Here is a 26,940-nt window from a genome sequence, read left to right as displayed (position 1 = left end):
CGGCATGGCCCCTCGCGGGGGGCGCCGCCGGGGCGCTCGCGCTGCTGGGCGCGGGCGCCTGGACCCTGCGCCGCCGCCGGAACCGGCCGGCACCGGGGGGTGCCGTTGCCCCGGACGCCACGGGCACCGACACCGCGGGCCTGGACGGCCGCTGACCGGGCGCGGCCGGCGGACGTCGGTGCGGCGGCCGTTCCAGGGACCGGCGTGCGCCCCGCGGTCGCCGCGAGGTGCACCCCCCTTGCTCCGGTCCGGTGGAACGGCCGCCGCCTCCCCCCTCGGAATGGCCGCGGAACTTCCGTACCCCAACTGTGAAGCTCTGGTGGAGGAAAGTTGAGCATGATTCCACTACGGGCCGCAATACCGCGGATGTTCGAATTCCGTTTGCCCCCCGGGAAAAGTGCGGCTCAGCCTCGTCCGATGTACGGCATCGTGGTCGCCAGCACCGTCGCGAACTGCACGTTCGCCTCCAGCGGCAGCTCCGCCATGTGCCGGACCGTGCGCGCCACGTCGGCCACGTCCATCACCGGTTCCGGGGTGACCTCCCCGTTCGCCTGGAGTGCGCCGGCCCGCATCCGCTCCGTCATGTCGGTCGCCGCGTTGCCGATGTCGAGCTGGCCGACCGCGATGCGGTACGGCCGCCCGTCCAGGGACAGCGACTTGGTCAGGCCGGTCAGCGCGTGCTTGGTCGTGGTGTAGGCGACCGAGTGCGGACGGGGCGTGTGGGCCGAGATGGAACCGTTGTTGATGATCCGGCCGCCCTGCGGGTCCTGCTCCTTCATCCGCCGGTAGGCCGCCCGCGCGCACAGGAACGCCCCGTTGAGGTTGGTGTCCACCACCTCCCGCCAGGCGTCGTACGGCAGTTCCTCGACGGGGACCTCGCGGGGCCCGTTGATCCCGGCGTTGTTGAACAGCAGGTCCACCCGGCCGAACCGCCCCACGGCCGCCGAGAACAGCGCTTCGACGTCCTCGGGCCGGGACACGTCGGTGGGGACGGCGAGCGAGGCCGCCTCCGGCACCAGGGCCGCCGTCTCCGTCAGCGGCTCGGCGCGCCGGCCGGCCAGCGCCACGGACCAGCCGGCGCGCAGCAGCTCGGCGGCGACCGCCCGGCCGATGCCGGAACCGGCGCCCGTCACCACCGCGATCTTCGATTGCCTGTCAGTCATGACACCGCAGCGTAGGTGTCGAATCCACGATACGGAATCAGGTGTCCGCCATACGGTTACGCGGTCACCGTGACGGCCTCCCCGGGATACCGCACCCCGATCCGCTCCCGCACCGCGTCCAGCGTGCGCTGCACCGCCAGGGTGCCCTCCAGCGGCACCAGCGGCGACTCCTTCTCGCCCGCGCGCAGCGCCCGCATGACCTCCCTCGCCTCGTGCCGCAGGCTGGTGCGCGGCCCGTCGGCCGGATCCGCGGCGAACTCCTCGGCCTCCCGGCCGTCGCGGTGCAGCACGAACCGGTCGGGGTGGAAGAAGCCGGACGGCACGTCGATCCGGCCGCGGGTGCCGGTCACCGACGCGGTGACCGGCGTACCGCCGACGATCGAGCAGTGCACCGCGGCCAGCGCGCCGCTCTCCCAGGACAGCACCGCCCCCGTCTGGAGGTCGACGCCCTCCGGCGAGAGCACCGCGCTCGCGGCGACCCCGTCCGGCTCGCCCAGCAGCAACTGCGCGAACGACACCGGGTACACCCCCAGGTCCAGCAGCGCGCCGCCGCCCAGCGCCGGGTCCCGCAGCCGGTGCTGGGCGGGGAACGGCCCGGCGATCCCGAAGTCCGCCTGCACCGTGCGCACTTCGCCGATCGCCCCGTCGTCGACCAGCGCCTTCAGCCGCCGCACCAGCGGATTGCAGTACATCCACATCGCCTCCATCAGGAAGCGGTCGTGCTCCCGCGCCAGCGCGACGAGTTCCTCCGCCTCCCGCAGGTTCAGCGTGAACGGCTTCTCGCACAGCACGTTCCGCCCCGCCTCCAGGCACAGCCCGGCCGCCGCCCGGTGCGCGACGTGCGGAGTGGCCACGTACACCACGTCCACCTCCGGGTCCGCGGCCAGCGACGCCCAGTCGCCGTACGCCCGTCGGGCCCCGAACCGCTCCCCGAACGCCTCCGCCGACTCCCGCCGGCGCGAGGCCACCGCCACGATCTCCGCGTCCGGCAGATCCACCAGGTCCGCCGCGAACGCCGCCGCGATCCCGCCGGTCGCCAGGATTCCCCACCGCACGCCCTGCTCCGCCATCCCCGCCCCGCCCTCGCTCATGTGTACCCCGGCACTCTGTACGAGCTGAGAGCATAGGTGCCGGTCCGAAACGAGAGGGAGGGGCACATGCCCGAGCACACGGCGGCACCGACACCGGGGACGGAGCGGAGGGGGACCGCCACCGCCCCGGGGCCGGCCGCCACCCGCCGTACCGGCCTGCTCGTCACCCTCGTCCTCGGTGGTCTCGCCGCCACACCCCCGCTCGCGATGGACATGTACCTCCCGTCCCTGCCGGAGGTCACCCGCTCGCTGCACGCCACCGCCGCCACCGTCCAGCTCACCCTCACCGCCTGCCTGGCCGGCATGGCGCTCGGCCAGCTGGTGGTGGGCCCGATGAGCGACCGCTGGGGCCGTCGCCGCCCGCTGCTGGCCGGTCTCGCCGTCTACGTCCTGGCCACCGCCCTGTGCGCCGTCGCGCCGAACGTCGAGACCCTGGTCGCCTTCCGGCTGGCCCAGGGCCTCGCCGGGGCGGCCGGCATCGTCATCGCCCGGGCCGTCGTACGCGACCTGTACGACGGGGTGGCCATGGCCCGCTTCTTCTCCACTCTCATGCTCATCTCCGGAGTCGCCCCGATCGCGGCCCCGCTGATCGGCGGTCAGATCCTCCGGGTGACTGACTGGCGGGGCGTGTTCGTGGTGCTCGCGGTCGTCGGCGCGGTGCTCGCCGTCGTCGTCTGGCGGCGGCTGCCCGAGACCCTGCCGGCCGCCGAACGGAACCGCGGCGGGGTCGGGCCGGCCCTGCGCGCCATGCGCGGCCTCCTCGCCGACCTGCCCTTCACCGGCTACACGCTGGCCGGCGGCTTCGCCTTCGCCGCGCTGTTCGCCTACATATCGGCCTCGCCGTTCGTGATCCAGGAGATCTACGGCGCCTCGCCGCAGACCTTCAGCCTGCTGTTCGGCGTCAACTCGGTCGGCCTGATGATCGCGGGTCAGGTCAACGGCAAGGTCCTGGTGGGCCGGGTCAGCCTGGACAAGGTCCTCGCGGTCGGCCTGACGGCGATCGTCCTCGCGGCGACCGCCCTGCTGCTGCTGTCCGCGGGCGTCTTCGGCGAGGTGGGCCTCGCCCCCGTCGCCGCCGCCCTGTTCGTGCTGATGTCCGCCATGGGCCTGACCCTGCCCAACGCCCAGTCCCTCGCCCTGCTGCGCACCCGGCACGCCGCCGGCTCCGCCTCGGCCCTGCTCGGCACCTCCTCCTTCCTCGTCGGCGCCATCGCCACCCCGCTCGTCGGCGTGGCCGGGGAGCACACCGCCGTCCCCATGGCCGTGGTCCAGCTGGCCGCGGCGCTGATCGCGGCGGCCTGCTTCGTGGGCCTGTGCCGCCCCTGGCCGGCCCGGGGCACCGCCCGCGCGGGGTCGGGGGAGGACGAGAGCTGAGCGCACCGGGCCGGACCGGCCCCGACGGGCCACGGCGCGGCGGGCCACACCGGCCGTCACCGGCACGTTCCCCGGCGTCGCCCCCGGCGAGGGCGACGCCCCCCGCCACCCCGCGGTCACCCCGGGCACCCTGCGCTCCGCCGCCTGTGGCCTGCGGCCCCGCCGTCCCGCACGAACCCCCGGGTAATCCCGCGCCCCGGCAGCTTGGCGCCCCACTGCGCTGCGGCCCCGCGCCCCGTCGCCTGTGCCTGAGGCCCAGCCGCGCAGGAATGCCGGGCACCGCTGGGGGAACCCCCAGGGGACCTCCGGGAGCCCCCCGGGAATCCCGCGCCCCTGGCAGCCCGGCGCGCCCTCGCGGCGGGCACCCCTGGGCACCCTGCGTCCCGCCACTCTGTGGCCCCGCCGCCCCGCCGCCCCGCCGCCCGGCGGGCGCCTTGAGCACCCGCGCCCCCGGTGCCCCGTCGCCCGTGCCCTGCGGCCCTGAGGCCCCGGCCCGCAGGAACCCCGGGCACCCCGGGCACCCCGGGAACCCCGGGAACCCCGGGGACCCCGCGCCCCCGGCAGGCTGTCGCCCTGCGCCCTGCGCCCTGCGACCTGCGGCCCTGAGATGCCCCGTCGCCCTGCGGGCACCCCTGGGCACCCTGCGTCCCGCCACTCTGTGGCCCCGCCGCTCTGCCGCCCGGCGGGCGTCTTGAGCACCCGCCCCCGGTGCCCCGTCGCCCGTGGCCTGCGGCCCTGAGGCCCCGCCCCGCAGGAACCCCGGGCACCCCTGGGGAAACCTCCGAGGAACCTCCGGGCCCCCCGGAATCCCGCGCCCCCGGCAGCCCGACGCCCCGCTGCCCAGTGGCCCTGCCACCCCACGCGCACCCCGGCACCTGGGGCACCCCGGGCACCCCGCGCCCCCGGCACCCCGGCCACCCGGAACCCCGGCCACCCGGGCACCCCGAAACCCCGGGCACCCCGGCCACCCGGGCACCCCGAAACCCCGGGCACCCCGAAACCCCAGGCACCCCGTGTCCCCGCCCCCGGCAGCCCGGCGCGTCGGTGCCTGCCCCGTGCGCCGTAGAATCGGCAGGTGAACGACCCCGCCTCCCCGGCCGCCGCCCTCCGCACCGCACTGGCCGAGCTGCTCGACGGACTGCCCCCCACGGAGGTGGCCGCCGCCGTGGAGCGGCTGATCGCCAACTACCGCGGCGACACCCCGACCCACGCGCCGATCCTCCGCGACCGCGCCGACGTCGCCGCCTACGCCGCCTACCGGATGCCGGCCACCTTCGAGGCGGTCCGCTCCGCGCTGGCGGCGTTCGCCGCCGCCGTCCCCGGCTGGACGCCCGCCGGCCACGTCGACGTCGGCGGCGGCACCGGCGCCGCCACCTGGGCCGTCCCGGCCACCTGGCCCGGCGAACGCCCCGTCACCGTGCTGGACTGGGCCGAGCCCGCCCTCGCCCTCGGCCGGCGGCTCGCCGCCGCCCACCCCGCCCTGAAGGACACCCGCTGGCAGCGCGCCCGGATCGGTGCCGGCCTCACCCTGGACCCCACCGACCTGGTCACGGTGTCGTACGTGCTCAACGAGCTGTCGGAGCCGGACCGGGCCGCCCTCGTCGACGCCGCCGCCGGCGCCGCCCGGGCCGTCGTCATCGTGGAGGCCGGCACCCCGGCCGGCTACGAGCGGATCATCGAGGCCCGCGACCGGCTGATCCGGGCCGGCTTCCGCATCGCCGCCCCCTGCCCGCACAGCGCCGCCTGCCCCATCGTCCCCGGCACCGACTGGTGCCACTTCTCCGCCCGGGTCGGCCGCTCCTCCCTGCACCGCCAGGTCAAGGGCGGCTCGCTGGCGTACGAGGACGAGAAGTTCTCCTACGTCGCCGCCACCCGGCTGCCCGCCGCGCCGGCCCCCGCCCGGGTGGTCCGGCGCCCGCAGATCCGCAAGGGCCAGGTCCTCCTCGACCTGTGCGAGGCCGAGGAGCGGCTGGGCCGCACGACGGTCACCAAGCGCCACGGCGACCTGTACAAGGCGGCCCGGGACGCCGACTGGGGCGACGCCTGGCCGCCGTACGGCTCCCCGTCGTAGCCCGCCCCCGCCGCTTGTTACTTTCGACCCCATGGTCGACAAGCCCGCCCCCGACGCCACCCGCCGCAGCGACAGATCCCGCCGGGCGATCCACGCCGCCGCCCTCACCCTGGTCGGGGAGGTCGGCTACCCCAGGACCACCGTCGAGGCCATCGCCGCCCGGGCCGGGGTCGGCAAGCAGACCATCTACCGGTGGTGGTCCTCCAAGGCGGACGTCCTGCTGGAGGCGTTCCTGGACCTCGCCGGAGAGGCGGCCCGGGCGGCGGGGCAGGAGCCGGACGCCATCCCGGACACCGGCGACCTGGCCGCCGACCTCAAGGCGGTGCTGCGGGCCACGGTGGACGAGCTGCTCGACCCGCGCTTCGAGGTGCCGGCGCGGGCGCTGGCCGCGGAGGGCGTCGTCAACGAGCAGCTCGGCCGCGAGTTCGTCACCGGACTGCTGGAGCCGCAGTTGCAGCTGTACGTCGACCGGTTGCGCGCCGCGCAGCGGGCCGGGGCGGTACGGGACGACGTCGACCCCCGGATCGCGCTGGAACTGTTCGTCTCGCCGCTGGCGCAGCGGTGGCTCCAGCACACCGGGCCGATCTCGTACGCCTACACGGACACCCTCGTCGACTACGCGCTGTACGGCATCGCGCCCCGCCCGGTGCCGCCCGCCCGCCCGTGACGGCCCTTCTCCCGCCGGGCGACCCCCCGGATCGGGAGAAGATGGGACGATGGGGCATGCTGTCCGCACACCAGCGAGGGCGAGGGGATAGATGAGCGGGACGTTCGGCGACCGGTCCGGCCGGCAGGGCAGACTCTCCCAGTGGCTGCGCGGACGCCGTCCGAAGGAGGCCGCCGACGACGCCGGCGGCCGTGAGTCCCTGCTGCTCGCCGCCGCCGGCGCGGGCCTGCCGCTCGCCCCCGCCGCGCACCCCGCGCCCGGCTACCGCTGTTCCTGCGACCGCGTCGGCTGTCCCACCCCGGCCCGGCACCCGGTGTCGTTCGCCTGGCAGACGCAGTCCACCACCGACCGCGCCCAGATCGAGCGCTGGGCCCGGCACCAGCCGCAGGCGAACTTCGTCACCGCCACCGGCATGGTGCACGACGTGCTGGACGTGCCGCTGGCGGCCGGCCGGGAGGCGCTGGACCGGCTGCTCGGCTCCGGCGTCGAGGTCGGACCGGTCGCCGAGAGCGACGACGGCCGGATGCTCTTCTTCACCCTCACCCGGGGCACCCCGGAGGACGAGGACGAGTGGTGGCCCTGCGAGCTGGACTGCCACCCCGAGACGATGGACGAGCACCCGGGGCTGCGCTGGCACTGCCGGGGCTCCTACGTCCTCGTACCGCCCGCCCGGCTGCCCGGCGATGACCGGGGGGTGAGCTGGGTGCGCGGCCCCGAGCATCCGCTGCCCGACCCGCTGACCCTGCTGGAGGCGCTCACCGACGCCTGTGCCCGGCACGCGGGCGCCGACGCCGGCCCGCAGGGCGCGGCCTGGCCGCTGGGCCGCTGACCGGCCCGCCGGCCCTCACCCGCCCTGCGCGGACGTCAGCCCCTGCACCCGCCCGAGCATCCGCACCGGGCCGCTGCCGGCCGGGTCGAGCACGGCCTGGTTGGCGACCGACTCCAGCGTCAGGTTCTGCTTCACGTCGCCCTTGATCAGGGCCCGCACGTCCTGGTTGGTGACCGGCACGGTGGCGCCCTTGTAGGCGGTCTGCTTCTCGTAGTGGTGGGTGCTGAAGAACACCAGGGCCCCGCCGTCCGCCGTGCGCAGCGCCAGCGGCGCGTAGTCGCCGTGGGTGAGCGGCTCGTCGATGTACTGCCGGACCAGGCCGGGCTTCTCGGCGGCCCGCGCGCGGTCGGCGCGCAGCCCGCTGGTGTTGCGGCCGTCCGCGAAGGTCTTGCCGCCGTTCTTCAGGTAGGCCGCGTACGTCTTGCTCAACTCGTCCGGGCGGACGGCCAGTCGGGTGCTGCCGGCCGGCACGGCCGCGGCCCGGCCGTCCCGGTCCGTTTCGAACTCCGGTACGGTGCCGGGCGCCATCAGCGTCAGATAGGCGACCCGCCAGCGCTCGCCGAGGTCGCCGCGGGTGAAGACCAGCACCCAGCGGTAGTCGCCAGCCTTGTTGCCCCGGGCGTCGGCGACGAACCAGCGCGGCCAGCCGGCCTTCTCGACGATCGTGATCTTCACGTCCGTCAGCGTCAGCGGGGTGTGGCGGGCATTGCCGGACGGGCTGTTGACGTGCCCGGCCCTCAGCCGGGCGGAGTCGATGTCGGCGAGGGCACCGGTGACGTAGGGCGCGTCCACGGAGCTGTCGTAGGCCTTGTCGGCCTTGTTGTACGCGTCCGTGAACGCGGTGAGCGCCTTGACGGCCTCGGCGCGGGTGGCGGCGGGCAGCACCTCGCGCTCCCCGTGCACCACGACGCATCCGCTCGCCGTCAGCGACAAAGCGGTCAGCGAGGCCGCTATGAGTGCGTTCCGGTCACGCCTGCGAAGCCGGCGACGGCTGCGTTCCCTGGTCATCGGGCTCCTTCACCTTCCCCTTCCCGGAGGCGAACCCTACCGGGGAGAGGAACAGCCCGAGCACCGGGACCAGATACAGCGCCCACACCGTGATCTGGACGACCGTCGGATCCGGCTGGAAGTTGAACACGCCCTTCAGCAGGGTGCCGTACCAGCTGTCCGGCGGGATGACACCGCTGATGTCGAAGGCCAGGTCGGTGAGGCCCGGGACCCAGCCGGCCTCCTGGAGGTCGTGGAAGCCGTACGCCAGCACGCCCGCCGCGACCACGACCAGCATGCCGCCGGTCCAGGTGAAGAACTTCGCCAGGTTGATCTTCAGCGCGCCCCGGTAGAACAGCCAGCCGAGCAGGACGGCCGTGGCGAGACCGAGGGCGACCCCGATCAGCGGGCGCGGGGTGCCGTCCTGCGCCGCGTGCACCGACGCCCACACGAACAGCGCGGTCTCCAGGCCCTCCCGGCCGACGGCGAGGAACGCGGTGGCGACCAGCGCGCCCGTGCCCAGGGCGAGGGCCGCGTCCAGCTTGCCGTGCAGCTCCGACTTCAGGTGCCGGGCGGTGCGCCGCATCCAGAACACCATCCAGGTCACCAGGCCCACGGCGATGATCGACAGGGAGCCGCCGAGCGCCTCCTGCGCCTGGAACGTCAGCTCCTGGGAGCCGAACTCCAGGGCGCAGCCGAAGCCCATGGCGATGGCGATGGCCACGCCGATGCCGGTCCAGATCGGCTTCAGGGCGTCCCTGCGGCCGGTCTTGACCAGGTAGGCGATCAGGATGCAGACGACGAGCGAGGCCTCAAGCCCCTCGCGCAGACCGATCAGGTAGTTGGAGAACACGGGCTACGCCTCCTTCGTCAGCAGTGTGCGGCCCCACCAGTCGCCGGAGTCCCGGACGCCCGGTGGCACCGCGAAGACCGCCGAACCCACGTGCTGGATGTACTCGTTGAGCGCGTCGTGCGCCGACAGCTTGCGCTGGAGCGGGATGAAGCCCTTGCGCACGTCCCGCTGGTAGGCGAGGAAGAACAGGCCCGCGTCGAGCCGGCCGAGGCCGTCGGTGCCGTCCGTGAAGGAGTAGCCGCGGCGCAGGATGGTGATCCCGCCGTTGGCGTCCGGGTGCGCCAGCCGTACGTGCGCGTCCGGCTTCATCGCCTTCAGGAACGGCTCGTCGTGCTCCTTGGCCTTGCCGACCGGGGCGCCCTCGCGCTTGTCCCGGCCGAAGACGTCCTCCTGCTCCTGGAGCGAGGTGCGGTCCCAGGTCTCGATGTTCATCCGGATGCGCCGGGCGACCAGGTACGACCCGCCGGTCATCCAGGCCGCGCCCGCGCCCTCGTCCCCGTCGCCGACCCACACGTGCTCCTTCAGCCGGGCGGTCTCGGTGCCCGCGATGTTGCGGGTGCCGTCCTTGAAGCCGAAGAGGTTGCGCGGGGTGTGCGCGTCCGGGGTGGTCGAGGAGGTCTTGCCGAAGCCCAGCTGGGACCAGCGCACGGCCACCTTGCCGAAGCCGATCCGGGCGAGGTTGCGGATGGCGTGCACGGCGACCTGCGGGTCGTCGGCGCAGGCCTGGATGCACAGGTCGCCGCCGGTGCGGGCGCGGTCGAGGTTGTCGCCGGGGAACTTCGGCAGGTCGACCAGGGCCTCCGGCCGCCTGTCGCGCAGTCCGAACCGGTCGAACAGCGACGGCCCGAACCCGATGGTCAGCGTCAGCCGGGACGGCTTGAGCCCGAGCGCCTCACCGGTGTCGTCCGGCGGGGCCTCGGCGAGCCCGCCGTACGCGCCCTCGCCGACCGTCCGGCCCGCGGTCATCCGGCGGGCCGCCGCCGTCCAGTCCTTCAGCATCCGGACGAACTCGTCGCGGTCCTCGGTCTTCACGTCGAACGCGGCGAAGTGCAGCCGGTCCTGCACGGGGGTGGCGATGCCGGCCTGGTGGGCGCCGTGGAACGGCACCGCGCCGCCCGTCCCGTCGTCCGCCGGGTCCGTGCCGTCGCCCGCCCTGGCCACCGCCACGGCCCCGCCGGCCGCGGCGGCTCCGAGCGCGAGCCCGGCTCCGCCCCAGCCGATCAGTGCCCGGCGCGACGGACTGCTGCCCTGGGTCTCGGTCATCGCCCTGTCCCTCGCTTACTTCACGACCGTGGCGGCGAGCTTGGACAGCGGTTCGGCGAGCGCGTTCACCGCGTCCGACAGCTCCTTGCGCTGTTCCCCGGTCACCTTGTCGTAGGAGACGAAGTCGTACGACGTCTTGTCCGTGCGGTACTTGTCCAGCAGCGTGTCCAGCGCCGTGAACTGCTTGTCCAGTTCCTTCGCCAGCGCCGGGTCGTTCTTCGCGGCGACCGGCTCCAGCAGCTCGTACGCCTTGCGGGCGCCCTCGACGTTGCCCTTGAAGTCGACCAGGTCGGTGTGGGCGTAGCGGTCCTCCTCGCCGGTGACCTTGCCCTTGGCGACCTCGTCCAGCAGTTCCTTGGCGCCGTTGGCCATGGAGGTCGGGGTGATCTCGGCCTTGCCGACCCGGTTCTGCCAGTCCTTGAGGTCCGTCACCAGCTGCCCGGCGAGGGCCTTCTCCTCGGCGCCGATCTTCTTGTCGTGCCAGAGCGCCTTCTCCAGCCGGTGCCAGCCGGTCCACTTCTGACCGTCCTCCAGGCCGTCCTCGCGGACGTCGACCTTCGGGTCGATGTCGCCGAAGGACTCGGCGACCGGCTCGGTGCGCTCCCAGCCGAGGCGGGAGAGGGCGTACGCCTTCCTGGCCGCGTCCAGGTCGCCGGCCTGGACGGCCTCGGCGAACGCCTCGGCCTTCGGCAGCGTCTCGTCGGCCTGGTCCTGGGCGTACCGGCGGTAGTCGGCGACCGCCTTGTCCAGCCGGGGGTCGCGCTTGGCGGTGGCGCCGCCACCGGTCACGGTCAGCTTCTGCCGGACGCCGTGGCCCTTCATGCCGGGCCGGCAGGCGATCTCGTACGACCCGGCCTTCACCTCGGCGGTGAGCGTGTACTTGGTGCCCGGTCCGATGTTCTCCTTCTCGGAGACGATCCGGTCGTCCGGGAACAGGATCTCGACCTCGGTCGCCTTCGCGCCCTTGTTCTCGATCTTCAGCGTGACCTGGCCGGCCGGCACCGACCTCGCGGAGGTCTCGCAGGTGGAGTCCGCAGCCGTGACCTGGATGGCGTCACCGCCCTTGGCATCGCTCTTCGCGGTGCAGGCCGAGAGGGCGGTCAGAGCGGCCGCGGTCGCGGCGGCGATGACGGTCGGTCGGACGGCTCGCATACAGGCTCCAGGCGGATCTGATCTGGTGAGGCTGCCCTAACTTACATGAGGCTTACCTCACCGACACCCTCGCCGTCGGTGATTCTGCTCTCACGGCGCGAACACGGACACGGCCTGAACGCGATGGCTCAAAGTCGATGCAACAGGTCGGCAAAGCGGAGGTCAAAACGGCGGGCGCGACCCCTGCCCGGCGGCCACCCGGTCCGGCGGGCGCCGGGGCGGGCGGCGGTGTTTCAATGCCCCGGTGACCGACTATGACGTACTCCGCGTCTTCTGCGGGCCGGACGGCGGCTACGGCTGCGAGCTGGGCGTCGTCCGCGACGGCTCGGTGCTGCCCGCGCGCGCCGACCGGCAGGCGCTGGCGGCCGAACTCGGCTTCGGCGAGACCGTGTTCGTGGACGACCCCGAGCGCGGAGTGATCGACATCTACACGCCCGCCCGGCGTCTGCCCTTCGCCGGCCGTCCCTGCGTGGGTGCGGCCTGGCTGCTCGACGTGCCCGAACTGGTCACGCCCGCCGGTGTCGTCGGGGTCCGGCTGGACGGCGAGTTCAGCTGGATCGAGGCCCGCGCGGAGTGGGCGCCGCCGCACACCCTGCGCCGGTACGCGAGCGCGGCCGAGGTGGACGCGCTGGAGGTGCCGCCGCCCGGTGGGCCGGGCGGGGCGCAGGTCCCCGCGGACGGGGCCGGGGAGAGGCTGTACGCCTGGGCCTGGGAGGACGAGGCGGGCGGACGGGTCCGGGCCCGCGCCTTCCCCGGCCGTGCCGACGGCCCCGAGGAGGACGAGGCCACGGGCACGGGGGCGCTGCTGCTCACCGACCGGCTGGGCCGCGCCCTGAACATCGCCCAGGGCCGGGGCTCGCAGATCCTCACCGCACCGCAGCCGCACGGCTGGGTGGAGGTCGGGGGCCGCGTCCACCTGGAGCGCTGAGCCCCCCGGCGGGCGGCGCTCACGCCGACAGCGGGAACTCCTCGCCCAGCGCGCGGAAGACGGCCGCGTTCAGCGCGAACGCGGCCCGGCACTCGGCCACGACCCGCTGCCTCTCCAGGTCGTCCACCGGTATCGCGTCCAGCAGCCGCCGGTAACCCCGCTTGAACGCGGCCGGGTTCGCGATGCCCTCGAAGACGTAGAACCGGACCCCGTCACCCTTCCTCGCGAAGCCCCACGTCCGCTCCGCCGTGTCCCGGATGACCCGGCCGCCGAGCAGGTCGCCCATGAACGCCGAGGTCTCCGCCGCCGTGTGCTGTTCGCGCGACGCGGTGCGGATGAGCGTCGAGAAGGAGTCCATGGGCCGCCATGGGCCGCCCCCTTTTGCCGACAGTCTGTCGGTAAAAGCCTACAAGAGGGAGCCCGCCCCCGTCAGGGAGCGGGCTCGGGCGGGCCGGCGGCGGCCGGGGCGGGTCAGGGCAGGGTCAGGATGTCCGCGCCCGTCTCCGTCACCACCAGCGTGTGCTCGAACTGCGCGGTCCGCTTGCGGTCCTTCGTCACGACCGTCCACCCGTCGTCCCACATGTCGTACTCGTGGGTGCCCAGCGTCAGCATCGGCTCGATCGTGAAGGTCATGCCGGGCCGCATCACCGTCGTCGCGTGCGGGCTGTCGTAGTGCGGGACGATCAGCCCGGAGTGGAACGAGGTGCTGATGCCGTGGCCGGTGAAGTCCCGCACCACGCCGTACCCGAAGCGCTTGGCGTACGACTCGATGACCCGGCCGATGACGTTGATCTGCCGGCCCGGCTTCACCGCCCTGATCGCGCGGTCGAGGGACTCCCGGGTCCGCTCCACCAGCAGCCGCGACTCCTCGTCCACGTCGCCCACCAGGTAGGTGGCGTTGTTGTCGCCGTGCACCCCGCCGATGTACGCCGTCACGTCCAGGTTGACGATGTCGCCGTCCCTGAGGACCGTCGAGTCCGGGATGCCGTGGCAGATGACCTCGTTGACGGAGGTGCACAGCGACTTCGGGAAACCGCGGTAGCCGAGCGTGGACGGGTAGGCGCCGTGGTCGCACATGTACGTGTGCGCGACCTTGTCCAGCTCGTCCGTGGTGACCCCGGGCGCGATGATCTTCGCGGCCTCCGCCATCGCCCGCGCGGCGATACGGCCCGCGGTCCGCATCGCCTCGATGGTCTCGGGGGTCTGCACCTCCGGCCCGGTGTACGGCGCCGGCGCGGGCTTGCCGACGTACTCGGGGCGGCGGATGTTTCCGGGAACCGGACGGGTGGGGGACAGCTCCCCTGGTACGAGCAGCGACTGGCCAGACATGCCAGCGAGTCTAACCAGCGGACATGGGGGAACATGTCGGTGGCGAGAGGAGCTGTCGATGGCCCTGTTCAAGAAGCGCACCGCCGGCAAGGCGGGCGAGTGGTTCTACTGCCTGGAGCACAAGAAGGTCGAGGAGGGCCCGGACTGCCCGGGCAAGGACCGCTTCGGGCCGTACGCGTCCCCGGAGGAGGCCCGGCACGCCATGGAGACCGCCGCCGAGCGCAACCTCCAGTGGGAGAACGACCCGCGCTGGCACGACGCGTCGTCCGGCGGCACCCCCGCCGACGAGGACTGACCCCTTCCCCCTGCGATCCGGCGGGGCCGGATCAGGCGGGTCGGCGTGCGGCGGCTCACCACGAGGCCGGCGGCGGTGCCGTCAGGACTTCCAGCAGCCTGGACACCCGGTCGCGGAAGCCGTGCCGGCCCCGTGCGGGAACCCCCGCGTTCTCCCCGGCCGCCGCGCTCACCAGGTGCTGCACGGTGTCCAGGTCCAGCTCCGCCCCCGCCGGCACGGCCAGCGCGTCGTGCGCCATCGCGGCCAGCTCGCCGCCGTCCGCGCCCAGCGCCAGCACCGTCACCCCGGCCCGCCGGGCGTCGTGCACCCGCTCCAGCAGCGGCGCGGGCTCCCCGGGCGCCACCACCAGCAGGGTCTCACCGCGCCGCGCCGCCGCGATCCGGCCCGGCCCGACCGCCAGGTGCGCGGGATCACCGGGCCGCGGGTGCTGCCGTACCAGCGTCGGCGCCAGCTCCGGCGTGCCCGACCAGGCGGCCTCGTCCACCAGGTGCGCCGCCAGGTGCCACGGCTCGTACTCCGGCGTGCCCACCAGCAGCAGTCCGCCGCCGTGCGCCACCACCGAGCCGCGCAGCACCCCCGCGAACCTCCGGGTGGCCCCCAGCCACTCCGTCCCGGCGAGCACTTCCCGCAGCAACGCGACCCGTACGGCGTCCATGGCCGCATCCTGCCGCAACACGCGACTCGTGACGCGGAGTTCACCGGGAATTCGCCCGGCCCGGGGAAGGGCCCCGACCACCCCGACCGAGGAGCCGCCCGATGACCGAGACGACCGTCCCCTTCCGCGCGGGCCGCGAGGGCTACGCGAGCTTCCGCATACCCGCCGTCGTCGCCACCCGCTCCGGCACCCTGCTCGCCTTCTGCGAGGGCCGCGCCGACTCCGCCGCCGACCACGGGCACATCGACATCGTGCTGAAGCGGTCCACGGACGGCGGCCGCACCTGGGGCCCGCTCCAGGTCGCCGCGAGCAACGGGCCCGGCCTCGCCGGCAACCCCGCCCCCGTCGTCCTGGACACCGGCCGCGTGCTGCTCGTCCACGTCCGCGCCGCCGCCTCGGCCACCGAGGCCGCCATCCTGCGCGGCCGGGTCGGGGAGGCCGACGGCCGCCGCGTATGGGTGCGGCACAGCGACGACGACGGCCGCACCTGGTCCGCGCCGCGGGAGATCACCCCGCAGGTGAAGAAGCCCGGCTGGCGGTGGTACGCCACCACCCCCGGCCACGCCCTCCAGCTCTCCTCCGGCCGCGTCCTGATCCCGGCCAACCACACCCTGCCGCCCACCGGCACCGACACCGGCGCCGAGGCCAGGTACAACGCCGGGCACTGCCTGCTCAGCGACGACCGCGGCACGACCTGGTACCTCGGCTACCTCGACGAGAACACCGACGGCTACGTCAACGTCAACGAGACCACCGCCGCCGAACTCCCCGACGGCCGCGTCTACCTCAACACCCGCAACGACTCGCCCTCCCCCGGCAACCGCGCCGACGCCCACTCAAGGGACGGCGGGAAGACCCTCGTCAAGCCCTTCCGCCCGCAGGCCGGGCTGGCCGCACCGGTCTGCGAGGGCAGCGTGCTCCAGCTCCGCGACCCCGACCTGCTGCTGTTCTCCGGCCCGGCCGACCCCGCCGCCCGCGCCCTGATGACCCTCCGGGTCTCCGCCGACGGCGGCACCACCTGGCGCCCGGCGTACACCGTCGACGGCCTGCCCGCCGCCTACTCCGACCTGGTCCGCGTCGACCCGCACACGGTCGGGCTGCTGTACGAGACGGGCGACTTCGGCCCGTACGAGACGATCACCTTCCGCCGGGTGCCGCTGCGGCGGCTGACCTGATCCGGTACCCCGGCCGGCGCGGACGTAGAGTCGGCCCATGACCTCTACCGACAGCGCACAGAAGGCCCCCGCCAAGGACCCCTGGGACCTGCCCGACGTCTCCGGGTACGTCGTCGGCGTGCTCGGCGGCACCGGACCGCAGGGCAAGGGCCTCGCCCACCGGCTGGCCCGGGCCGGCCAGAAGGTGATCCTCGGCTCCCGCTCCGCCGACCGCGCCCGGGCCGCCGCCGACGAGCTGGGGCACGGTGTCGAGGGCGCCGACAACGCCGAGGCCGCGCGCCGCAGCGACATCGTGATCGTCGCCGTGCCGTGGGACGGCCATGGCGACACCCTCGCGGGCCTGCGCGAGGAACTGGCCGGGAAGCTCGTCGTGGACTGCGTCAACCCGCTCGGCTTCGACAAGAAGGGCGCCTACGCCCTGAAGCCCGAGGAGGGCAGCGCCGCCGAACAGGCCGCCGCCCTGCTGCCGGACTCCCGGGTCACCGCCGCCTTCCACCACCTGTCGGCCGTCCTGCTCCAGGACCCGGAGACCGAGCGGATCGACACCGACGTCATGGTGCTCGGCGAGGAGCGCGCCGACGTGGAGATCGTGCAGGCGCTGGCCGGCCGCATCCCCGGCATGCGGGGTGTCTTCGCGGGCCGGCTGCGCAACGCCCACCAGGTCGAGTCGCTCGTCGCGAACCTGATCTCCGTCAACCGCCGCTACAAGGCGCACGCCGGGCTGCGGGTCACCGACGTGTGAGCCGCGCGGAGCCATGGGGGACACTGGTCGGCGAAGCAGTGCCCGAACAGTGTCCCCGACAGGAGCCCCCCGTCATGCCCCCCGTGCCCCCGCCCAGCCCGACCCGGCGACTCGCCCTCTACACCCTCGTCGTCTGCGTGCTCGCCGTGGCCGCGGCGGTCGTCTCCTTCGTCCAGGGCAGCTGGCTGGGGATCGTCTGGGTGCTGCTGGCCGGTCTGTCGTCCAACATGACCTGGTACTACGTCAAGCGCGGCCGGACCGCCGCCGCGCGGGACACGTCCGTCACGAGCTGAGCGAGCAGATCTCCGGGCCGTCCTCCCAGAAGCGGTACCCCGCCTCGCCGCAGTACTGGGAGAAGGCGTCCACGTTCAGCGCGCGCATGACCGCGTCGACCACGTCGAAGAACGCGCTGTTCACCGACGGCAGCCACAGCAGCGCGAACACGAACAGCAGACCGAACGGGGCGAACGGCTCCACCTGCCGCTTCACCTGGTAAGACAGCCACGGCTCGATGACGCCGTAGCCGTCCAGGCCCGGCACCGGCAGGAAGTTCAGGATCGCCGCCGTCACCTGGAGCAGCGCCAGGAAGGCCAGCGCGTACCGGAAGTCCGCGGGCACGCCGTCCAGGGCGTGCAGCCAGAAGGGGGCCGTGCACACCGCGGCGAACAGCACGTTCGTCAGCGGGCCCGCCGCCGAGATCAGGCTGTGCCGCCAGCGGCCCCGGATCCGGTTCCGCTCGATGAACACCGCGCCGCCGGGCAGGCCGATCCCGCCCATGATCACGAACAGCACCGGCAGCACGATGCTCAGCAGCGCGTGTGTGTACTTCAGCGGGTTCAGCGTGAGGTAGCCCTTCGCGCCGACCGTGATGTCCCCGCCGTGCAGGGCGGTGCGCGCGTGCGCGTACTCGTGCAGGCACAGGGAGACGATCCAGGCCGCGGTCACGAACAGGAACACCGCCACGCCCGGCTGCGCGGCGAACCCGGTCCAGGTGGCCCAGCCGGTCACCGCCGTCACGGCCAGGATGCCGACGAACACGGGACTGACCTGCCGGTCGCCGTGGCGGGTGGTGGCGGTGGTCATGGGCGGACTCCTGTACGGCCGGAAATGATCGGGGACTGCGACCGTACCGGCCGCGGACACGCGGGGAAAACGTCTCGCGGTGCCCGCCCGGTTCCTGGAGGGTGGGGGAAGGGCACCGCCGCGGGTGCTCCCCGCGGGCCGGCGGGCCGGGCCCTCGCCACCCGGCACCCGACCCGACCCCGGCCTGCCTCCCGACCTGACTCCGACCGCCAAAGACCGTTCCTGACCGCTCCGGACACAATGGACCCCGTGCGTTATCGGCTGCTCGGCACCACCCAGGCCATCCGCCCCGACGGCACCGCCGTCCCGGTCGGCGGGGCGCGGCTGCGCGCCCTGCTGAGCGTGCTCGCCCTCCGCGCCGGCCGCACCGTACCCGCGGCCGTGCTGGTGGACGAGGTGTGGGGCGCCGACCCGCCCGCCGACGCCACCGGCGCGCTCCAGGCGCTTGTCGGCCGGCTCCGGCGGGCCCTCGGCGCCTCCGCCGTCGCCTCCGCCGACGGCGGCTACCGGCTCACCGCCGCCCCCGACGACGTCGACCTCACCCGCTTCGACCGGCTCACCGGCGACGGCCTCGCCGCCCTCGCCGACGGCGACCCGGCCAAGGCCGCCGCCGTCCTCGACGACGCCCTCGCCCTGTGGCACGGGCCCGCCCTCGCCGACCTGCCCGACCGCACCGCCGAGGCCGCCCGCTGGGAGACCCGCCGCCTCGACGCCCTGCGCGCCCGGCACACCGCCGCCCTCGCCCTCGGCCAGGCCGGGCGGTCGCTGCCCGAACTGACCGCCCTGTGCGACGACCACCCGCTGGACGAGCCGCTCCAGGCGCTGCGACTGCGCGCCCTGCGCGACGCCGGCCGCCCCGCCCAGGCGCTCGCCGCCTTCGAGGAGGTGCGGCGGCTGCTCGCGGACCGGCTCGGCTCCGACCCCGGACCGGAACTGCGCGCCCTCCACGCCGAGCTGCTGCGCGAGGAACCGGACGACCTCCGGCCGGCGGCCCGCCCGGGCAACCTGCCCGCCCGGCTCACCTCCTTCGTCGGCCGCGAATCCGACCTGCGGACCATCGGCGCCGACCTCGCCGGGGCCCGCCTGGTCACCCTGCTCGGGCCCGGCGGCGCCGGCAAGACCCGGCTGTCCCAGGAGGCCGCGGCGGTGCTGCGGCCCACCGTCCGGGACGGCGTGTGGCTCGCCGAACTGGCCCCCGTGGACGACCCCGAAGCGGTGCCGCAGGCCGTGCTCACCGCGATCGGCGCCCGCGAGACCGTGCTGCACGGCGCCGGCGTGGACAGCATGCGCGCGGTCGCCGACCGGCACGACGACCCCCTGGAACGGCTCGTGGAGCACTGCGCCCGGCGCCGGATGCTGCTCGTCCTCGACAACTGCGAGCACGTCGTCGACGCCGCCGCCCGGCTCACCGAGACCCTGCTGGCCCGCTGCCCCGAGCTGACCGTCCTCGCCACCAGCCGCGAACCCCTCGGCGTACCGGGGGAGCTGGTGCGGCCGGTGGAACCGCTGCCCGAGCCGGTCGCGCTGCGGCTGCTCGCCGACCGGGGCGCGGCGGCCCGCCCCGGCTTCCGGACCGACGACGACCCCGAGGCGTGCGCCGAGATCTGCCGCCGCCTGGACGGCCTGCCGCTCGCCATCGAGCTGGCCGCGGCCCGGCTGCGGATGCTGACCCCCCGGCAGATCGCCGACCGGCTCGACGACCGCTTCCGGCTGCTCACCTCCGGCAGCCGGACCGTACTGCCCCGCCAGCAGACCCTCAGGGCCGTCGTGGACTGGTCCTGGGACCTGCTGGACGCGGCCGAACGGGACGTCCTCGCCCGGCTGTCGGTCTTCGCCGGCGGCTGCGACCTGGCCGCCGCCGAGGCCGTGTGCGGACCGGCCGCGCTGGACGCCGTCGGCTCCCTGGTCGACAAGTCCCTGGTGGTGGCCGCCCCCGCCGACGACGGCGGGATGCGCTACCGGCTGCTGGAGACCGTCGCCGAGTACGCCGCCGAACGGCTCGCCGAGACCGGGCGCCGCACCGAGACCGAGCGCGCCCACCTGACGTACTACCGGGAACTCGCCCGCACCACCGACCCGCTGTTGCGCGGCCCCGGACAGCGCGCCGCCATCGACCGGTTCCAGCTGGAGTACGAGAACCTGCGCACCGCCCTCCGGCACGCCGTCGCCCTCGGCGACGAACAGGAGGGGCTGTGCCTGGTCCACTCCCTGCTCTGGTTCTGGCAGATGCGCGACCAGCGCGTCGAGACCCGCACCTGGTGCCAGGAGGTCATGACGCTCGGCCCCGACCCGTTCGCCGCCCCGGTCCGCCGTGCCGCCCCGGTGTGGCGGCGCTGCACCGACGCCCCGCCCCCGTACACCGGCGAGACCCTGACCGAGGCCCGGCGCGGCGTCCACCTGGCCCACCTGGCCTGCATGGACACCGAGATCGACGCCTGGCAGACGCCCGAGGCGCAGGAGAAGCTGCGCGCGGTGACCCGGGTCTACGAGCCCGGCATCCCGCAGACCTGCCGGGCGCCGGGCCTGCTGTGGTTCTTCGCCGTGCTGCTGACCGGCGACGCCGACCGGCTGCCCACCATCGTCGACGCCTGCGTACGCACCTGCCGGGACACCCCCGGCTTCGAGTGGGAGCTGGCGGGCGTGCTCCAGCTGCGCGCCAACTTCCGCGCCAACCGCGCCGTCTGGGCCGGTGACGCCGCCCGGGACGCCGACGAGTCCCTGGAGATCTTCCGCCGCCTCGGCGACGGCTGGGGCGTCACCGAGGCGCTCTCCGCCCGCGGCGAGGCCCGCGAGCGCGAGGGCGCCTACGGCGAGGCCGCCGCCGACTACCGGGCCGCCATCGAGCACGCCGAACGCCTCGGCGCCCGCGCCCAGGTCGCCGTGCTCCGCTCCCGCCTCGGCAGCGTGCTGGTGGAGGCGGGCGAGACCGAGCACGGCGAGCGGATGCTCCGGGACGTCATCGACAGCCAGGACAGCGCCCTGCACGAGGCCATGCCGATGGCCCGGCTCTTCCTCGCCGGCTGGCTGGGCCTGACCGGCCGCACCGCCGAGGCGCGCGAGGAGGTGCGGCTGCTGCGCGAGGAACTGCCGATCGCGCGCTTCGTCGTCTTCGACGCCATGCTGCTGTGCCAGGAGGCATGGCTGGACGCCGTGGACGAGCGGACCGAGCGGGCCCTGGCCGGGGTGCGCCGGGCGCTGGCCCTCTCCGCCGACCCGCTGTCCCGGGCCGTCACCCCGCACCTGCCCGCCGCCTGCCTCGGTGTCGCCGCGATGGCCCTCGCCGGTGACGACGGCCGCGCCGCCGACGCCGCCCGCTGCCTGGCCGCCTCCCGGGCGCTGCTGCCGTCCGGCCATGTCGTCTCCGGCGTGGAACGGCGGAGCCACGCCATGGCCGAGGCCCGGATCAGGGAGAAGCTCGACGGACCGGCCTACCGGGCCGCGTACGCCGAGGGCGGTGGCCTCTCCCTCGCGGAGGCCACCGCCCTGTTCTGACCGGCGCCGGACGTCAGCTCTTGGTGCGGAACTTGTGGACGGCCACCGGGGCCATCACCGCGGTCAGCCCCACCGACCAGATCAGCGTCACCCACAGCGGGTGCGCGACCGGTCCGCCCTGCATCAGTCCGCGCGCGCAGTCGGCCAGCGCGGAGAGCGGGTTGTAGTCGGTGAACGCCTGGAGCCAGCCCGGCATCGACGCGGTCGGCGCGAAGATCGACGAGCCGAACTGGAGCGGCATCAGCGCCAGGAAGCCCATCGCCTGCACCGACTGGGCGCTCTTCATCACCACGCCGAGGGTCAGGAACACCCACATCAGCGCCGAACCGAACACCGCGGACAGTGCCACGGAGGCCAGCAGACCGCTCCAGCTCCGCACGTCGTACCCCACGAGCAGGGCGACCACCAGCAGCACCCCGGTGGCGAACAGCATCCGCAGCAGCTCCACCGCGATCTTCGCGAAGAGGACGGAGCCGCGCCCGATGGGCAGCGAGCGGAACCGGTCCATCACACCGGAGTTGAAGTCCTGGTTGAAACCGGTGCCCACGCCCTGGGCCATGTTCATGCCCATCATGGCGAGCAGACCGGGGATCACGTACTGGACGTACCGGTCCTGTCCGCCGCCCAGGGACTGGCCGATGGAGCCGCCGAAGACGTACACGAACAGCAGGGTGAAGACGACCGGGAACAGGATGGCGTCGAACATCGACTCCGGGTCCTGCCGGATCCACAGCAGGTTGCGGCGGATCAGCGCGCCGGTGTGCCGCAGGTGGGCGCGGAGCGGGATCGGCGTGTCGGCCTGCGCGGCGGCCGGGGAGAGGGCGGCGGAACTCATACGGCGACCTCCTGGCGGTCGTCGGCGGGCGTGGCGTCCTGCGGGGCACCGGCGCGGTGGCCGGTGAGGGACAGGAAGACCTCGTCCAGGCTGGGCAGTTCGGTGGTGATGGAGGAGAGGGTGATGCCGCGCGCGGTGACCGCGCCGACCACGGCGGTCAGCTGCTCGTCGCTGAGGATCGGCACCAGCAGGGTGCCGGTCTCGGTGTCCACGGTGGTGGCCGCGAGCCCGGTGATGCCCAGCTCGTCCAGCATCGTGGCGAGCGGGGGCAGCTGGAGCGGGTCGACCGGGCGCACTCGCAGCGTGCGCCCGCCGACGCGGGCCTTCAGCTCCTCGATGCCGCCCTTGGCGATGACCCGGCCGCGGTCCACCACGGTCAGCTCGGAGGCGAGCTGTTCGGCCTCCTCCATGTACTGGGTGGTGAGCAGCACGGTGACGCCGTCGCCGACCATCGCCTTCACCTCGTCCCACACCTCGTTGCGGGTGCGGGGGTCGAGGCCGGTGGTCGGCTCGTCCAGGTACAGCACGGCCGGCCGGCCGATCATCGAGGCGGCCAGGTCCAGCCGGCGGCGCATACCGCCGGAGTACGTGCCCGCCGGGCGCCGGGCGGCCTCCGTCAGCGAGAACCGCTCCAGCAGCTCGTCGGCGCGGGCCCGGGCGTCCTTGCGGGACAGGTCCAGCAGCCGGCCGATCAGGTACAGGTTCTCCCAGCCCGGGATCTTCTCGTCCACCGAGGCGTACTGCCCGGTCAGGCCGATGACCCGGCGCAGCTGCCGGGGCTGCCGTACGACGTCGTAGCCGGCCACGGTGGCCCGGCCGGCGTCCGGGGTGATCAGGGTGGACAGGATGCGTACGAGGGTGGTCTTGCCGGCGCCGTTCGGCCCGAGGACACCCATCACGGTGCCCTCGCGCACGTCCAGGTCGACACCGTCCAGCGCCTTGGTCTCGCCGTAGTGCTTGACCAGCCCCCGTACGGTCACGGCGGAACGTCCGCCGGCGGGGTCGTCGTCGATTCGCGTCATGCCGGAAACGGTGCCAGCCGCGACCGACAGACCACCGACAGACCACCGACAGACCACCGACAGACCGCCGACAGCCGCCGCCCGGCTCCGGCGGGGGCTGCCGGAGAGGCCCTAGGAGACCTGCCGGATGTCGGCGCCGGTGATCTTTCCGCCGGAGACGGCGTAGGTGCCCTTGAACACGCTGACGGTGCCGTCGTCCTGGGTCGCCCTGATGTCGACGCTCACCGTGCCGGAGCCGTCGTCGGAGGCGGTGACGTCGACGTGCGCCGTGGTGGCGAAGCCTGCCACCCAGTCCGCGTACGAGCCCGGGTAGAGGGTGGAGCCGCCCATGTTCCAGGCCGCCGTGTAGTCGCCGGCGTTGATGTGGTCGTAGTACCTAGTGACGACCGTGCTGCCGTCGCCGGTGTCCGAGGGCTCGGGGGTGTCGCCGCCGCTGTCGTCGGACGGCTGGCCGGCGGGGGAGGAGTAGTCGTCGGCGGGGTGGGTCGGCGGGGTCTCGTATCCGGGGTCGTAGGGGGAGGGGGAGAGGCCAGCGCCGTCGTACGACTGGCCGGGGGTCACCAGGCCCGCCGGGAAGCCGCCCGCCGAGGAGCTGTCGGGGCGGTCGGCGACCGCCACCGCGAGCGTCACCCCGCCGGCCACCAGGACGGCTCCCAGGGCCCAGGGCAGCCAGCCCGGCAGCCGGGTGGCGCCCACGCGTAAGTAGCCGCCCGGACCGGTGGTGCCGGGCCGCCGCTCCCCGGCGGCGAGCGGCGCCCCGCAGCGCGGGCAGAGCGGTTGCGCCGCGTCCTCGACGCGTGCGCCGCAGTGGACACAGAAGTGCATGGCCCGCCTCCGCCTACAGGCCGCGCACGGCTTCTTCGATGGTCACCGCGAGCGAGGCCAGCGCGGTGAAGCCGGGTACGGCCTCCACGAGCGCCTTCGCGACCCGGCGCAGCTTCCCCGCACGGGGTTCCGGCGCGGCCAGCTCCTCGCGCGCGTCCTCGGCGAACTCCGCCAGGTCGTCCCGTTCCGGGTGGTCCGACCGGCGCAGTTCCTCGACGAACCGGGCCAGCAGCGCGCTGATCTCCTGCGGGGTCGGCGGTCGGCCGTCGGCGGCCCGGGCCCCTTCCCCCTCCGTGACGCGGAAGTCGACGCGGGCGTTGCTGCCGCTCGCCACCACCGCGTTCCTGACCTGGGCGTTCCCCGTGGCGATGACGCCGTCGTTGCTGTGTCCGTGCATGTCGCTCCCCGTTCGTGGCGTCGTACCGCCGCTGTCAGTCCGTGTTGGGCAGCGGGATCTTCTTGAGGATGGTCGAGATACGGGACCGGTCGCCCGAGGCGACCGAGCTGGACTCGACCGTCGCCCCCGCGGCGGCGATGATGCCGTTGTTGATGATGGTCTCCTGACGCTTGATCAGATCACCCGCGTCGATGTCGTGTTCCAGGGCGAACTCCACGAGGGCGACCAGGATGCGGCGCTCCACGGTCTTGAGGACCATGCCGGAGTCGACCTTCTGGAAGTACCGCCGGTGGTCCGTGGCGGAGGCCAGCTGCCGCACGCTGTGGCGTGCCCCGTAGTCGAACATCCCCAGCCGGGTGATCTGCCGGTGCTGCTTGCGCAGCCGCCCGCGCATGCCGAAGTCCGGGAAGAAGCCGGTGACCGCGCGCGCCGGCGAGGCGAACAGCACGAAGGGGGTGCTGGCGAGGGTCTGGAGCACCATCGTGAGGAACTCGCGCGGCGAGGGGCGGAGCATGAGGTCGTCGATGGTGCGGTAGCGGTCCAGCAGCGGGCAGAGCACGGTGGGCAGGGCCTCCACGAACAGGTTGGAGTCCGAGCGCACGAGCCGCAGGAACATCGACGTCACCAGCTCGCCGCCCCAGCCCGAGGAGTGCGTGACGAGATAGGCGCGGGCCGTCTCCTCCGGGGCCCGCTTCAGCGCGTCCAGCTGGTCGGCGCCGATCCGGGCGACGGGGCGGCCGAGGGGGTCGGGCAGGAAGCGGGTGTCGCCCAGCAGCGCCGTTCCCTCCACGAAGACCCGCTCCTGCATCTCCAGGCAGGGCAGCGACAGTTCGCCGACCCGCCGGGCGACGTGGGCGTACAGGTCGGCGACGTCGAAGTTTCGCGGTGTCACGCCGGGCCGCCCCGACGCGGTCACGTCGAAGGTCAGCGACCACGAGGCCAGCTGCTGGCCGTAACCGGTGAAGGGCGAGAAACCGCTGTAGACGGAGAGGTTGCCGTGCGCGTACTCGTCGATCTGGCGCAGCCGCCGGGCGACGGACTCGTTGGGCGGCGGGGGCGCCTGCTCCGGGTCGAAGCGGTCCGGCCGCAGCCGCTGGAGGCGTTCGCCGTACTGGGTGGAGAGCGCGAACACCAGCGTGGTCAGCCAGCCCAGCAGGAGCATCAGGAGCACGGTCAGGCCGCTGCCCAGCACCAGCAGCCCGATGACCAGCACCAGGAACTCGACCGCCAGGACCAGGTCCCTGGCGTGCCGCCGGGCGTTGGCCTCGTAGGCGTGGCGCAGCACCACCGGTACGTCGCACCCGGGGGCCGGGGCCACGCTCAGGTGCGGCTCCGCGGCGACGTCCCGGATGAGGGAGTCGGCGTACCGGCGGTCCAGGAAGACGGCCGCGCACATGTACCGGGTGAGGTCCCGGCCGCCGTCCCAGCGGGGGCCGGCGAGGCCGTCCGGCGCGTCCGCGTGGCCGGCGGTCGCCAGGGCGGCCCCGCACGTGCCGCAGAAGGCCGCTCCCGGCACGGTGGCGGCGGAGCACTCGGAGCAGAAGGTCTGGGTCTGGGTCTCGGTCATCGTCGCTTCCCCCGGATGTGAGACGTCCCACGCCGACCAGTGCACCACCGACCCGGAGGCGGGTCAGGCCCCGGCGGGTTATCGACGCCACTCCGTTACACGGCGCGGTGTCAACTGCCCCGAGGGGAACACGAGTTGTGGCCAGAGCCTGGCTGTGCGGGGTCGGCGTGGCCGGCTCCGGCGGGCCGACCGCCGGGAAAAGCGGACAGCCCGCCGACGGGGGAGGATCGGCGGGCTGTCCGTGGTGCGGCGGTGGCTCAGTGGACGGAGTGCTCCTCCGCCGGGAACGCGCCGCCGACGACGTCCTCGGCGAACGCCTTCGCCGCGCCGGTCATGACCGCGCGCAGGTCCGCGTACTGCTTGACGAACTTCGGCACGCGGCCGGACGTCAGCCCCAGCATGTCGGTCCACACCAGCACCTGGGCGTCGGTCTGCGGCCCGGCGCCGATGCCGACCGTCGGGATGTGCAGCACCCGCGTCACCTCGGCCGCCAGCTCGGCCGGGACCAGCTCCAGCACCACCGCGAACGCGCCCGCGTCCTGCACCGCCTTCGCGTCCCGCAGCAGCTGCTGCGCCGCCTCCTCGCCGCGGCCCTGCACCCGGTAGCCCATCGCGTTGACGGACTGCGGGGTCAGCCCGATGTGGGCCATCACCGGGATGCCGGCCTCCACCAGCAGCCGGATCTGCTCGTGCGAGCGCTCGCCGCCCTCCAGCTTGACCGCGCCGACCCCGGCCTCCTTCACCAGCCGGGTCGCCGAGCGCAGCGCCTGCACCGGACCCTCCTGGTAGGAGCCGAACGGGAGGTCGCCGACGATGAGGGCGCGCTGCGTGCCGCGCACCACGGCGGCCGACAGCATGGTCATCTCGTCCAGGGTGACGGGCACGGTGGTCTCGTACCCGAGGTGGCAGTTGCCCGCCGAGTCGCCGACCAGGATCACCGGGATGCCGGCCTCGTCGAAGACCGACGCGGTCATCGCGTCGTAGGCGGTGAGCATGGGCCAGTTCTCGCCCCGCTCCTTGGCGAGGGCGATGTCGCGGACGGTGATGCGGCGGGTGCCCTTCCCGCCGTACAGCGCCTTGCCGCCGTCGGCAGGCGTGTTCCGGGCAGCCGAAAGCTGCGTCATGGCAACGGCTCCTTCAGTCAT

Annotated in this window: 26 protein-coding genes; 10 read left to right on the top strand and 16 right to left on the bottom strand. The window is 74.2% G+C overall.

Annotated elements, in window-relative coordinates:
* Positions 1 to 404 precede the first annotated feature (404 nt).
* On the bottom strand, positions 405 to 1,163 hold the full coding sequence (locus IF37_RS0124290) for an SDR family oxidoreductase (protein WP_030746258.1): 759 nt from the start codon (positions 1,161 to 1,163) through the stop codon (positions 405 to 407).
* A gap of 56 nt (positions 1,164 to 1,219) precedes the next feature.
* The gene (locus IF37_RS0124285; protein WP_030746262.1) at positions 1,220 to 2,233 is read right to left on the bottom strand and encodes a Gfo/Idh/MocA family protein; all 1,014 of its coding nucleotides are present in this window, start codon (positions 2,231 to 2,233) and stop codon (positions 1,220 to 1,222) included.
* 87 nt (positions 2,234 to 2,320) lie between these two features.
* Here IF37_RS0124285 and IF37_RS0124280 point away from each other — a divergent pair, with 87 nt between their 5' ends.
* From IF37_RS0124280 to IF37_RS0124260, 4 genes are all read left to right on the top strand, one after another.
* A complete protein-coding gene (locus IF37_RS0124280) occupies positions 2,321 to 3,628 on the top strand; it encodes a multidrug effflux MFS transporter (protein ID WP_030746255.1) in 1,308 nt (435 codons plus the stop codon).
* Positions 3,629 to 4,703: 1,075 nt separating this feature from the next.
* Entirely contained in the window at positions 4,704 to 5,699 is a 996-nt protein-coding gene (locus tag IF37_RS0124270) for a small ribosomal subunit Rsm22 family protein (RefSeq protein ID WP_030746252.1), read from the top strand.
* Positions 5,700 to 5,730: 31 nt separating this feature from the next.
* On the top strand, positions 5,731 to 6,366 hold the full coding sequence (locus IF37_RS0124265; RefSeq protein WP_030746250.1) for a TetR/AcrR family transcriptional regulator: 636 nt from the start codon (positions 5,731 to 5,733) through the stop codon (positions 6,364 to 6,366).
* A gap of 91 nt (positions 6,367 to 6,457) precedes the next feature.
* Positions 6,458 to 7,195, top strand: coding sequence for a bifunctional DNA primase/polymerase (locus IF37_RS0124260; RefSeq protein WP_030746247.1), 738 nt, complete (start codon positions 6,458 to 6,460; stop codon positions 7,193 to 7,195).
* Between the two features lie 15 nt (positions 7,196 to 7,210).
* On the opposite strand, the gene IF37_RS0124255 is transcribed toward IF37_RS0124260, so the two are convergent.
* From IF37_RS0124255 to efeO, 4 genes are read right to left on the bottom strand one after another with little or no spacing between them, the layout of a single operon-like run.
* On the bottom strand, positions 7,211 to 8,203 hold the full coding sequence (locus IF37_RS0124255) for a hypothetical protein (protein ID WP_079165858.1): 993 nt from the start codon (positions 8,201 to 8,203) through the stop codon (positions 7,211 to 7,213).
* Positions 8,163 to 9,035 (bottom strand): iron uptake transporter permease EfeU, encoded by an 873-nt coding sequence (gene efeU, locus IF37_RS0124250; protein WP_030746241.1) that lies wholly within the window; start codon positions 9,033 to 9,035, stop codon positions 8,163 to 8,165. The genes IF37_RS0124255 and efeU overlap by 41 nt, the downstream gene beginning before the upstream one ends.
* Before the next feature lie 3 nt (positions 9,036 to 9,038).
* Complete coding sequence (gene efeB / locus IF37_RS0124245) at positions 9,039 to 10,298, bottom strand: iron uptake transporter deferrochelatase/peroxidase subunit (RefSeq protein ID WP_030746238.1); 1,260 nt, start codon at positions 10,296 to 10,298, stop codon at positions 9,039 to 9,041.
* Positions 10,299 to 10,313: 15 nt separating this feature from the next.
* Complete coding sequence (gene efeO / locus IF37_RS0124240; RefSeq protein WP_030746235.1) at positions 10,314 to 11,450, bottom strand: iron uptake system protein EfeO; 1,137 nt, start codon at positions 11,448 to 11,450, stop codon at positions 10,314 to 10,316.
* A gap of 244 nt (positions 11,451 to 11,694) precedes the next feature.
* Here efeO and IF37_RS0124235 point away from each other — a divergent pair, with 244 nt between their 5' ends.
* On the top strand, positions 11,695 to 12,378 hold the full coding sequence (locus tag IF37_RS0124235; protein WP_030746232.1) for a PhzF family phenazine biosynthesis protein: 684 nt from the start codon (positions 11,695 to 11,697) through the stop codon (positions 12,376 to 12,378).
* Positions 12,379 to 12,397: 19 nt separating this feature from the next.
* On the opposite strand, the gene IF37_RS0124230 is transcribed toward IF37_RS0124235, so the two are convergent.
* Positions 12,398 to 12,736: a biliverdin-producing heme oxygenase gene (locus IF37_RS0124230; protein WP_030746229.1), complete on the bottom strand. Its 339-nt coding sequence runs from the start codon at positions 12,734 to 12,736 to the stop codon at positions 12,398 to 12,400.
* Positions 12,737 to 12,849: 113 nt separating this feature from the next.
* Entirely contained in the window at positions 12,850 to 13,707 is an 858-nt protein-coding gene (map, locus tag IF37_RS0124225; protein WP_030746226.1) for a type I methionyl aminopeptidase, read from the bottom strand.
* 58 nt (positions 13,708 to 13,765) lie between these two features.
* Between map and IF37_RS0124220 the strand changes: the two genes are divergently transcribed.
* Positions 13,766 to 14,002 carry a hypothetical protein gene (locus IF37_RS0124220; protein ID WP_030746224.1) on the top strand — a complete coding sequence of 79 codons (237 nt, stop codon included), beginning with the start codon at positions 13,766 to 13,768 and terminating at the stop codon, positions 14,000 to 14,002.
* 55 nt (positions 14,003 to 14,057) lie between these two features.
* Here IF37_RS0124220 and IF37_RS0124215 read toward each other — a convergent pair whose 3' ends face one another.
* A complete protein-coding gene (locus IF37_RS0124215) occupies positions 14,058 to 14,657 on the bottom strand; it encodes a hypothetical protein (protein WP_030746221.1) in 600 nt (199 codons plus the stop codon).
* Between the two features lie 101 nt (positions 14,658 to 14,758).
* Between IF37_RS0124215 and IF37_RS0124210 the strand changes: the two genes are divergently transcribed.
* From IF37_RS0124210 to IF37_RS0124200, 3 genes are all read left to right on the top strand, one after another.
* Positions 14,759 to 15,832, top strand: a complete 1,074-nt coding sequence (locus IF37_RS0124210; RefSeq protein ID WP_030746218.1) for an exo-alpha-sialidase — start codon at positions 14,759 to 14,761, stop codon at positions 15,830 to 15,832.
* A gap of 37 nt (positions 15,833 to 15,869) precedes the next feature.
* Entirely contained in the window at positions 15,870 to 16,574 is a 705-nt protein-coding gene (gene npdG, locus IF37_RS0124205) for an NADPH-dependent F420 reductase (protein WP_030746215.1), read from the top strand.
* A 74-nt stretch (positions 16,575 to 16,648) separates the two neighbouring features.
* Positions 16,649 to 16,867, top strand: coding sequence for a hypothetical protein (locus tag IF37_RS0124200; protein WP_030746211.1), 219 nt, complete (start codon positions 16,649 to 16,651; stop codon positions 16,865 to 16,867).
* Here IF37_RS0124200 and IF37_RS0124195 read toward each other — a convergent pair.
* Complete coding sequence (locus tag IF37_RS0124195) at positions 16,857 to 17,657, bottom strand: site-2 protease family protein (RefSeq protein ID WP_030746209.1); 801 nt, start codon at positions 17,655 to 17,657, stop codon at positions 16,857 to 16,859. The genes IF37_RS0124200 and IF37_RS0124195 overlap by 11 nt on opposite strands.
* A gap of 240 nt (positions 17,658 to 17,897) precedes the next feature.
* Between IF37_RS0124195 and IF37_RS0124190 the strand changes: the two genes are divergently transcribed.
* Entirely contained in the window at positions 17,898 to 21,149 is a 3,252-nt protein-coding gene (locus IF37_RS0124190; RefSeq protein ID WP_030746206.1) for a BTAD domain-containing putative transcriptional regulator, read from the top strand.
* 13 nt (positions 21,150 to 21,162) lie between these two features.
* Here the strand turns inward: IF37_RS0124190 and IF37_RS0124185 are convergent, their stop codons facing one another.
* From IF37_RS0124185 to panB, 6 genes are all read right to left on the bottom strand, one after another.
* Positions 21,163 to 21,984, bottom strand: coding sequence for an ABC transporter permease (locus IF37_RS0124185; protein WP_030746203.1), 822 nt, complete (start codon positions 21,982 to 21,984; stop codon positions 21,163 to 21,165).
* Entirely contained in the window at positions 21,981 to 23,006 is a 1,026-nt protein-coding gene (locus IF37_RS0124180) for an ATP-binding cassette domain-containing protein (protein ID WP_030746200.1), read from the bottom strand. The genes IF37_RS0124185 and IF37_RS0124180 overlap by 4 nt, the downstream gene beginning before the upstream one ends.
* Positions 23,007 to 23,117: 111 nt before the next feature.
* Positions 23,118 to 23,831, bottom strand: coding sequence for a zinc-ribbon domain-containing protein (locus IF37_RS40915; protein WP_052845333.1), 714 nt, complete (start codon positions 23,829 to 23,831; stop codon positions 23,118 to 23,120).
* 13 nt (positions 23,832 to 23,844) lie between these two features.
* Positions 23,845 to 24,228 (bottom strand): hypothetical protein, encoded by a 384-nt coding sequence (locus IF37_RS0124170; protein ID WP_030746197.1) that lies wholly within the window; start codon positions 24,226 to 24,228, stop codon positions 23,845 to 23,847.
* Positions 24,229 to 24,262: 34 nt separating this feature from the next.
* Positions 24,263 to 25,795, bottom strand: coding sequence for a zinc ribbon domain-containing protein (locus tag IF37_RS0124165; RefSeq protein ID WP_030746194.1), 1,533 nt, complete (start codon positions 25,793 to 25,795; stop codon positions 24,263 to 24,265).
* A 257-nt stretch (positions 25,796 to 26,052) separates the two neighbouring features.
* The gene (panB, locus tag IF37_RS0124160) at positions 26,053 to 26,919 is read right to left on the bottom strand and encodes a 3-methyl-2-oxobutanoate hydroxymethyltransferase (protein WP_030746191.1); all 867 of its coding nucleotides are present in this window, start codon (positions 26,917 to 26,919) and stop codon (positions 26,053 to 26,055) included.
* Between the last annotated feature and the right edge of the window lie 21 nt (positions 26,920 to 26,940).

The organism is Streptomyces sp. NRRL S-31, assembly GCF_000718775.1.
In the GTDB taxonomy this organism is placed as follows: Bacteria; Actinomycetota; Actinomycetes; order Streptomycetales; family Streptomycetaceae; genus Streptomyces.
Note: the sequence above shows the minus strand (reverse complement) of the source record. Positions and strands in the feature narration are given on the sequence as shown.

Bases quoted from the DNA above. Each gene is read 5' to 3' on its own strand.
- IF37_RS0124290 (WP_030746258.1), bottom strand. From the start codon at position 1,163: ATGACTGACAGGCAATCGAAGATCGCGGTGGTGACGGGCGCCGGTTCC.
- IF37_RS0124185 (WP_030746203.1), bottom strand. From the start codon at position 21,984: ATGAGTTCCGCCGCCCTCTCCCCGGCCGCCGCGCAGGCCGACACGCCG.
- IF37_RS0124265 (WP_030746250.1), top strand. From the start codon at position 5,731: ATGGTCGACAAGCCCGCCCCCGACGCCACCCGCCGCAGCGACAGATCC.
- IF37_RS0124230 (WP_030746229.1), bottom strand. From the start codon at position 12,736: ATGGACTCCTTCTCGACGCTCATCCGCACCGCGTCGCGCGAACAGCAC.
- IF37_RS0124180 (WP_030746200.1), bottom strand. From the start codon at position 23,006: ATGACGCGAATCGACGACGACCCCGCCGGCGGACGTTCCGCCGTGACC.
- panB (WP_030746191.1), bottom strand. From the start codon at position 26,919: ATGACGCAGCTTTCGGCTGCCCGGAACACGCCTGCCGACGGCGGCAAG.
- IF37_RS0124260 (WP_030746247.1), top strand. From the start codon at position 6,458: ATGAGCGGGACGTTCGGCGACCGGTCCGGCCGGCAGGGCAGACTCTCC.
- IF37_RS40915 (WP_052845333.1), bottom strand. From the start codon at position 23,831: ATGCACTTCTGTGTCCACTGCGGCGCACGCGTCGAGGACGCGGCGCAA.
- IF37_RS0124215 (WP_030746221.1), bottom strand. From the start codon at position 14,657: ATGGACGCCGTACGGGTCGCGTTGCTGCGGGAAGTGCTCGCCGGGACG.
- npdG (WP_030746215.1), top strand. From the start codon at position 15,870: ATGACCTCTACCGACAGCGCACAGAAGGCCCCCGCCAAGGACCCCTGG.
- IF37_RS0124200 (WP_030746211.1), top strand. From the start codon at position 16,649: ATGCCCCCCGTGCCCCCGCCCAGCCCGACCCGGCGACTCGCCCTCTAC.
- IF37_RS0124220 (WP_030746224.1), top strand. From the start codon at position 13,766: ATGGCCCTGTTCAAGAAGCGCACCGCCGGCAAGGCGGGCGAGTGGTTC.
- IF37_RS0124280 (WP_030746255.1), top strand. From the start codon at position 2,321: ATGCCCGAGCACACGGCGGCACCGACACCGGGGACGGAGCGGAGGGGG.
- efeO (WP_030746235.1), bottom strand. From the start codon at position 11,450: ATGCGAGCCGTCCGACCGACCGTCATCGCCGCCGCGACCGCGGCCGCT.
- IF37_RS0124165 (WP_030746194.1), bottom strand. From the start codon at position 25,795: ATGACCGAGACCCAGACCCAGACCTTCTGCTCCGAGTGCTCCGCCGCC.
- IF37_RS0124255 (WP_079165858.1), bottom strand. From the start codon at position 8,203: ATGACCAGGGAACGCAGCCGTCGCCGGCTTCGCAGGCGTGACCGGAAC.
- map (WP_030746226.1), bottom strand. From the start codon at position 13,707: ATGTCTGGCCAGTCGCTGCTCGTACCAGGGGAGCTGTCCCCCACCCGT.
- IF37_RS0124170 (WP_030746197.1), bottom strand. From the start codon at position 24,228: ATGCACGGACACAGCAACGACGGCGTCATCGCCACGGGGAACGCCCAG.
- IF37_RS0124210 (WP_030746218.1), top strand. From the start codon at position 14,759: ATGACCGAGACGACCGTCCCCTTCCGCGCGGGCCGCGAGGGCTACGCG.
- IF37_RS0124190 (WP_030746206.1), top strand. From the start codon at position 17,898: ATGGACCCCGTGCGTTATCGGCTGCTCGGCACCACCCAGGCCATCCGC.
- IF37_RS0124285 (WP_030746262.1), bottom strand. From the start codon at position 2,233: ATGGCGGAGCAGGGCGTGCGGTGGGGAATCCTGGCGACCGGCGGGATC.
- efeB (WP_030746238.1), bottom strand. From the start codon at position 10,298: ATGACCGAGACCCAGGGCAGCAGTCCGTCGCGCCGGGCACTGATCGGC.
- IF37_RS0124195 (WP_030746209.1), bottom strand. From the start codon at position 17,657: ATGACCACCGCCACCACCCGCCACGGCGACCGGCAGGTCAGTCCCGTG.